Source organism: Streptomyces sp. NPDC127038 (assembly GCF_042725875.1).
In the GTDB taxonomy this organism is placed as follows: Bacteria; Actinomycetota; Actinomycetes; order Streptomycetales; family Streptomycetaceae; genus Streptomyces.
The window spans coordinates 23,777-30,692 of the sequence record NZ_JBHXDQ010000093.1; the positions used below are offsets into that span (position 1 = coordinate 23,777).

A 6,916-nucleotide genomic window follows, 5' to 3' on the forward strand; every position below is an offset into this window, starting at 1 on the left:
GGCCTGCCGTCCGCGCCCCTGCCCCACGACGCCCGTCGCGCATCAGTAGGCCCCCTGCCCGTAGAGCACCGCACGCAGCGTCTTCCACAAGATCACCGTGTCCAGGGCGAGCGACCAGTCCTCCACATAGCGGAGGTCCAGCCGGACCGCCTCCTCCCACGACAGGTCGCTGCGTCCGCTGATCTGCCACAGACCGGTGAGCCCTGGCTTGACCAGCAGCCGCCGCCGGATGTCGGGGCCGTACGCGGCGGACTCCTCCGGTAACGGAGGCCGCGGACCGACGAGCGACATCGATCCCGTCAACACGTTGAACAGCTGCGGGAGTTCGTCGATCGAGTACCGCCGCAGCACCGCTCCGACCCGGGTCACCCGCGGATCGTGGCGGACCTTGAACAACAGGCCCGCGCCTTCGTCGAGTTCGGCCAGTTCCGCACGTGCCTTGTGCGCCCCGGAGACCATGGTGCGGAACTTGAGGATCGTGAACTCGCGGCCGTTCTTGCCGACCCTGCGCTGCCGGTAGAACGCCCCGCCCCGGCTGTCCATCAGGACGAGCAGTCCGACGAACACCATCAGCGGCGCGAACAGCAGCAGCAGGGCCGCCGCACCCAGCCGGTCGACGACCACCTTGACCGCACGGCGGCCACCGGTGAAGGCCGGCATGCTGACCCGCAGCAGAGGGATGCCGAGCACCGCGTCGACGTGCAGCCGCGGGCCGGCCACCTCCATCAGCACCGGCGCCACGACCATCTCGGCGTCGCTGCCCTCCAGGTTCCAGGCCAGCCGCTGGAGCTTGTCCGGCGACCAGTGCGGGTCGGGAGTGACGGCGACGACCCGGTAGCCGTCGCGGTGCACATGACCCGCGACGTCCGACAGCCGGCCGACGACCGGCACCCCGTCCAGCTGGTCACCGTCCAGTCCGTGCCCGTCGGTGGTGCACACCGCCTCCACCCGCCAGCCCAGGTGCGGGAACTTGCGGGTCCGGGTGACCAGGTCGCGCACGGTGGCCGGGCTCCCGGCCGCGAGCACCGGGCGCAGGCATCTTCCCTGCTTGCGCTGCTTGTGCAGCCACAGACGCAGCAGATACCGCGTGGTCATGGTGACGATCGCGATCGCGGGGATCGCGACGAAGATCCAGAGTTTGATGTTGCGTGAGGTGAGGGCGATCCCGCCGAGCGCCAGGACGACGGTCGCCGCGAACAGCGAGCGTCCCAGCCGGCGGAACTCCTCGGCGCCCTGGCCGAGCACGGCCGGGGCCCAGGACCGGCTCACCGCGAGTGCCCCCAGCACCAGCAGCTCGGTACCGAACGCCAGAATGCCCCACTTCTCATGCCAGTTGGCCGCGTCGCGGGCCCCGAAGAAGTTGCCGATCGACGCCACCACGAAGGCGGTGGCCACCATGTCGCTGGTGATCACGGTACGGCGGTACCGCTGCTCCCAGTCGGTCGCGGGCTCGTTGATCGCCCCGTCCGCCAGACGCCCGCGCGCAGACGGAAACGGACGTACTAGTCCCCCTTGCCGCACAGAACCCCCCAGGTTCCAGTGGTTCGACGTGTTCGCCTAACACTGTTCCTCGCACCGGGAGGCACCCCAGCCCCCCTGGTCGCGCCGCGCTGTTCCTCCCCCGGGAGGCCCCCGCCTCCCACGCTGCGCCGTTCATCCCCCCGGGAGGCGTGCCTCCCGACTGTGACACCCGACCGTTCCAGAGCGAGATGAACAACTCCCCCCGGCCACAGCCGACTTGCTTGAACCCTCCGGACCGACCCGCCCCCACGACGAGCGCCGGGGATGCTCATGCTTGCATCCCGTGGCGCCGGACCTATAGATCGTTATTGGTCGCCTCGTGTCCGAACAGCTGAAGCACGGTCAATCTAGACCATCGGGGCCGGGAAGAAGAGGGGGATGTGTGGAATTTGTGCTCAAGATTTGAGGGCGGTTCCACTGATCCACGACTACCGACGGGTACGAGGGCGTCACCGAGCGCTCCCGTGAACCCTCCCGTCACTCGGGCGCGACGCTGACGCGCTGACGACCAGGAGCCCCAACAGGCCTTCTGTTGAGTCGAGTTGACCGAATCCGGTGGCCGCCCGCGGTCGGCGCCGCGGTGATCGCTCGGAGCCGGTCCCGTCGCTTGAAGGTGACGCAAGGACTCGTGAGGGCGAACCGCCATGACGGCGGCGGTTGAGGGGTGCCAACACCCCATGCAGATAGGGCATGTGACTGAAACTCATGCCGTGGATGGTCCAGGCCGGGGTGGGCGTGAGGCGGATGGCGGCCCGACTGGAGACGTGCACCTCGGCCGCGATGGGCCTGATCGCCGTCGCTGGAGTCCGCCCCGAACCGGCGGTTGCGAGTCATCAGCGAGAACAAGCCAACTCAGCCTAAATCAAGGGGCATTGGCCGGTAACCCTGTTGCCGGTAATGACCGTGTCCGGATTTGATCTTGAATTCGTAAAGATCTTGTAAGCCCCGGTCCGGGGGCTCGAACACGAGGGGGCGTGTCTGTTGGGCAGACGCATCCGAAGCAGAACGGTGCTGCTGACCGCTGTGGCGGCGGTGGTGCTGGGGACGGTGCCGTCGCTGAACGCCGGCCCCGCCGCGGCGCTTTCGCGGCCGGCGAGCAAGGCGCCGGCGAAGTCGGCCGGCTCGTCGTCGGCCGGGAAGGCGGCACGGTCGCAGAGCGCGGCACTCGCGCGGGCCCGTTCGACCGGTGAGAACACGGAGATCACGGCGCTGCGCAACGAGTCGGAGGAGGTGTACGCCACTCCGGACGGAAAGCTGGAGTCGGTCCAGCACCTGCGGCCGGTGCGGGCGAGGGTCGACGGCCAGTGGGCGAAGATCGACAACACGCTGGTCCGGGGGGACGGCGACCGGGTCACCCCGAAGGCCGCGGCCGTGGGACTGACGTTCTCCGGCGGCGGCAAGGGCCCGCTGGTGAAGCTGGAGCGGGCCGGGCGCACGCTGGCCTACGAATGGCCCCAGGTGCTTCCGACGCCGGTACTGGACGGGGACACCGCGACCTACCGGGACGTGCTCCCCGATGTCGACCTACAGGTGCGCTCCGACACCGACGGCTTCTCCGAGCTGCTGGTGGTGCGCACCGCGGAGGCCGCGAAGAACCCGGCCCTGACGCAGCTCAAGCTGGGCTTCGACACCTCGGGGCTGACCCTGAGGGAGTCCGCGGGCGGCGGCCTCGAGGCGCGCGACGCGAGCGCGGGCGGCGTGGTCTTCCAGGCGGCCAGGCCGATCATGTGGGACTCCGGAACGACCGGCGCCCCGGCGGCGGCCGCGATGAAGTCGGCCTCCGCTGCCGGCACGGACTCCCCGGACCCCGCACCCGCCGGGACGGCGGACGAGGGGCCCGGAGACGCCGCGAAGGTGGCCCCGATCGGCGTGGACGTGGACGCCGAAGCCGGTGAGCTGCGCCTGACCCCGGACGCGAAGCTGCTGTCCGACCCCAAGGCCCGGTTCCCGATCTACATCGACCCGCAGACCTACACCCCCAAGGCGGGGGAGTGGACGATGGTCTCCAAGTACTGGGCGGACTCGCCGCAGTGGCGGTTCAACGGCGACTCGGACTCGGGCGTCGGCGACTGCGAGTGGTACTACTGCGCGCCGTACGACACCAAGCGGCTGTTCTACAAGTTCCCCACCTCGAAGTTCGCGGGCAAGACGATCATCAGCGCGCAGTTCGTGGCCAACGAGTCCTGGTCGGCGTCGTGCGACGGCCGGTCGGTCGAGCTGTGGCGGACCAAGAGCTTCGGTTCCTCCACCACGTGGAACAGCTCGAAGGACAACTGGCTGGACAAGCTGGACAGCCGGGACGTCGCCAAGGGCTTCAGCTCCTCCTGCCCCGGTGGAACCGTGGAGTTCGACGCGTCGGCCGGGGTCAAGTACGCGGCCGCGCACGACGACTCGTACACCTCCTTCGGCCTGCGCGCCGGCAGCGAGACCGACCCCTACGGCTGGAAGCGCTTCACCGACGACGCGTACCTGCGGGTGAAGTACAACCGTCCGCCCGCGCAGATCTCGATGTCGCAGCTGGCCATGGACCCGGGCGGATCGTGCAAGAGGCCGGAGAAGAAGGCGTACGTCCGCTCGCTGCCGAAGGCTGTCGCGAGCAATGTGACCGACCCCGACGGCGACCAGGTGAGCGTCCAGTTCCAGGCCATCTGGGACACCGGTGACGGCAAGGGCATGATCGCTCGCTGGACCTCGGCGAAGAGCACGCCCAAGAAGTCCGGCTCCAACAACTTCTCGGTCACCCTTCCCTCCTCCGTCCCCAAGGGCAAGACCGTGGCGTGGTCCGTACGCGCCGTGGACTACGACGACGGCAAGTACTACAGCTACTCACCGTGGTCCTCGTCGGGCGACGCGACCTCCTGCTACTTCGTCTACGACACCTCCGTGCCGGCCGGCCCGACGATCACCTCCGGCGACTACCCCGCCTCGGACCCGTCCGACCCCAACGACCCCTGGTACGACGGCGTGGGCAAATACGCCAACTTCACCTTCGACGTGCCCAACACCGACGTCACCAAGTACTGGTTCGGCATCAACACCGACCCCACCTCCGAGAACGAGCTGATCACCACCGGTGGCGGCGCGCAGACCATGAAGTTCCGGCCCACCCGTTCGGGGCTCAACTGGGTCACCGCCCAGGCCTTCGACAAGGCGGGCAACGGCAGCGAGATCCGCACCTACCAGTTCAGGGTCTCGGCCGGGCAGCCCGCCCGTGGCCAGTGGAAGCTGGACGAGCCCGCCGGAGCGACACAGGCGGAGGGAATCTCGGGCACGCGCACCCTCGACCTCAAGGGCGGCCCGACCCTGGGCGCGGAGGGAGCCGTCGGCACCGCCGCGTCCTTCGACGGGGTGGACGACTACCTCCAGTCGGACATCCCGGCCGTGGACACCTCGGCCGGATTCTCCGTGTCGGCCTGGGCGAAGCTGTCGCGCATGCCGTCCGGCGCCGCGATCATCGCCGCCCAGCCGGGCAACCACGCGCCGGGCTTCGAGCTCTACTACTCCAAGACCTACGACCGGTGGGCCTTCAACCAGTACTCCGCCGACACGGCGACGGCGACGCCCGTCCGGGTCATGCAGGCGGCAGCCGGGGGAGTCAAGGCCAACGAGTGGGTGCACCTCGTGGGCACCTACACCATCGCGGGCGACGCACTCACCCTCTACGTCAACGGCGTCGCCGTCGGCACCACCGCCTACTCCACCCCGTGGGACGCCCGCCGCGGTCTCCAGATCGGCGCGGGATCGTACGACGGCGCTCCGGGGTCCTTCTTCCCCGGCGCCATCGACGACGTGCGCCTCTTCGACAAGCCGCTGAGTGCCACGGAGGTCGGCAGGCTGTACGACAAGCAGCCGCTCGGTGCGGGTCGCCCGGCCCTCGCGGCGTTCCCGCTGGACGAGCCGGCGCTCCAGGACAACGGCAGCGCGACCACCCAGGTGCACGGCCGCGGCGATGTGAAGCCGGCCGTGTTCAAGGGTGGCGTCACCGCCGGCGGTGTGGGCGCGGACGGCAAGGCCCTGACCCTCGACGGCGTCGACGACTACGCCACCACCGGCGGCCCGATGCTGAACAACCAGCGCAGCTTCTCCGTCGCCGCCTGGGCGAAGCTGTCCACGACGAAGCCCACCAAGGCGGCGGTCATCGCTACCCAAATAGGCACGGTCAGGCCGGGCTTCGAGCTGTACTACTCGCCCACCTACGGCTGGACGTTCAACAACTACTCCGCCGACACCGCCGACGGCACCCCGGTGCGCGCCGCGCAGGGTGATCCCGCCATGGCACCGGGCGGCGTGTGGACGCAGGTCGTGGGCTCCTACGACGCCGTCACCGACGACCTGCGGCTGTACGTGCAGGGCAAGTGGGTGGCCACCACCAAGTGGTCCACACCCTTCTACGCGGGTGGCGCCGTACAGATCGGCGCCAGCGTCAGCGGCGGGGCGCCGGTCAGCTTCTTCCCCGGCCAGATCGACGACGTCCAGCTCTACGACCGGGCGCTGTCCGCCCCCGAGATCGCGGACCTGTACAAGGCCCGGCCCCTGGTGAAGGGCCGGTGGAAGCTCGATTCCGCCACCGGCACCCCCGCGGTGTCCGCGGACGACATGCCGCTGGCGGCCGACCGGCACGCCCTGACCCTCGGCGGGAACGCCACGGTCGACACCTCGGGCAACAGCACCTACGTCGGGACCGGCGGCGGCCTGCTGCTGGACGGCAAGGGCGACTACGCGGCTACGGCCGTCTCCCCGGTGCACACCAACACCAGTTTCACGGTCGGCGCCTGGGTGACCACCGCGGCCCGCCCGCAGGAGCCGGTGACCGTGCTGAGCCAGGCGGGCGCGAACAACAGCGGTTTCGTCGTCCGCTATGTGCCCGACGCGCCTCCGGCCGGTGAGACCGACTCGATCAGCGGCCACTGGCAACTGGCCATGGCCGGCGCGGACACCACCACCGCCGCGACCGTGTCCGCCGAGCACAACAACTTCCAGAACAACACGCCCTGGAACCACATCGCCGTCGTCTACGACGCCTTCAGCGACCAGATGCGCCTGTACGTGGACGGCGAGCCCCGGCAGACGCTGTGCGCGGACGACGACGACGACGGCACGGCCAACGATCCGACGTGCACCGAGAAGGTCTCGTGGAACTCCAACGTGACCTCGTTCGACGCCACCAAGGGTCTTCAGCTCGGACGCGTCAAGACCGGTGCGAGCACCTGGGGCGAGTACTGGCCCGGCGCGATCGACGACGTCTGGGTCATGGAGGGCGTGGCGAGCGACGCGCAGATCGCCGCCCTCGCCAACGGCTCCGACCTGGCCACCAGCCCCGGTCCGTAGCCGTCGTTCACGGCGGGTCGACACCCGCGGACCCGCGGCCCCGCCGGCGACCGGCGGGCCGCCGGCC

The 6,916-nt window shown here is 69.8% G+C and carries 2 protein-coding genes; one reads left to right on the forward strand and one right to left on the reverse strand.

Annotation, left to right across the window (positions count from 1 at the left end; genetic code table 11):
- Positions 1 to 42: 42 nt before the first annotated feature.
- Positions 43 to 1,521, reverse strand: a complete 1,479-nt coding sequence (locus tag ACFWI4_RS38145; RefSeq protein WP_387205890.1) for a sugar transferase — start codon at positions 1,519 to 1,521, stop codon at positions 43 to 45.
- Positions 1,522 to 2,529: 1,008 nt separating this feature from the next.
- Here ACFWI4_RS38145 and ACFWI4_RS38150 point away from each other — a divergent pair.
- Positions 2,530 to 6,849 (forward strand): LamG-like jellyroll fold domain-containing protein, encoded by a 4,320-nt coding sequence (locus ACFWI4_RS38150; protein WP_387205892.1) that lies wholly within the window; start codon positions 2,530 to 2,532, stop codon positions 6,847 to 6,849.
- Positions 6,850 to 6,916: the final 67 nt, after the last annotated feature.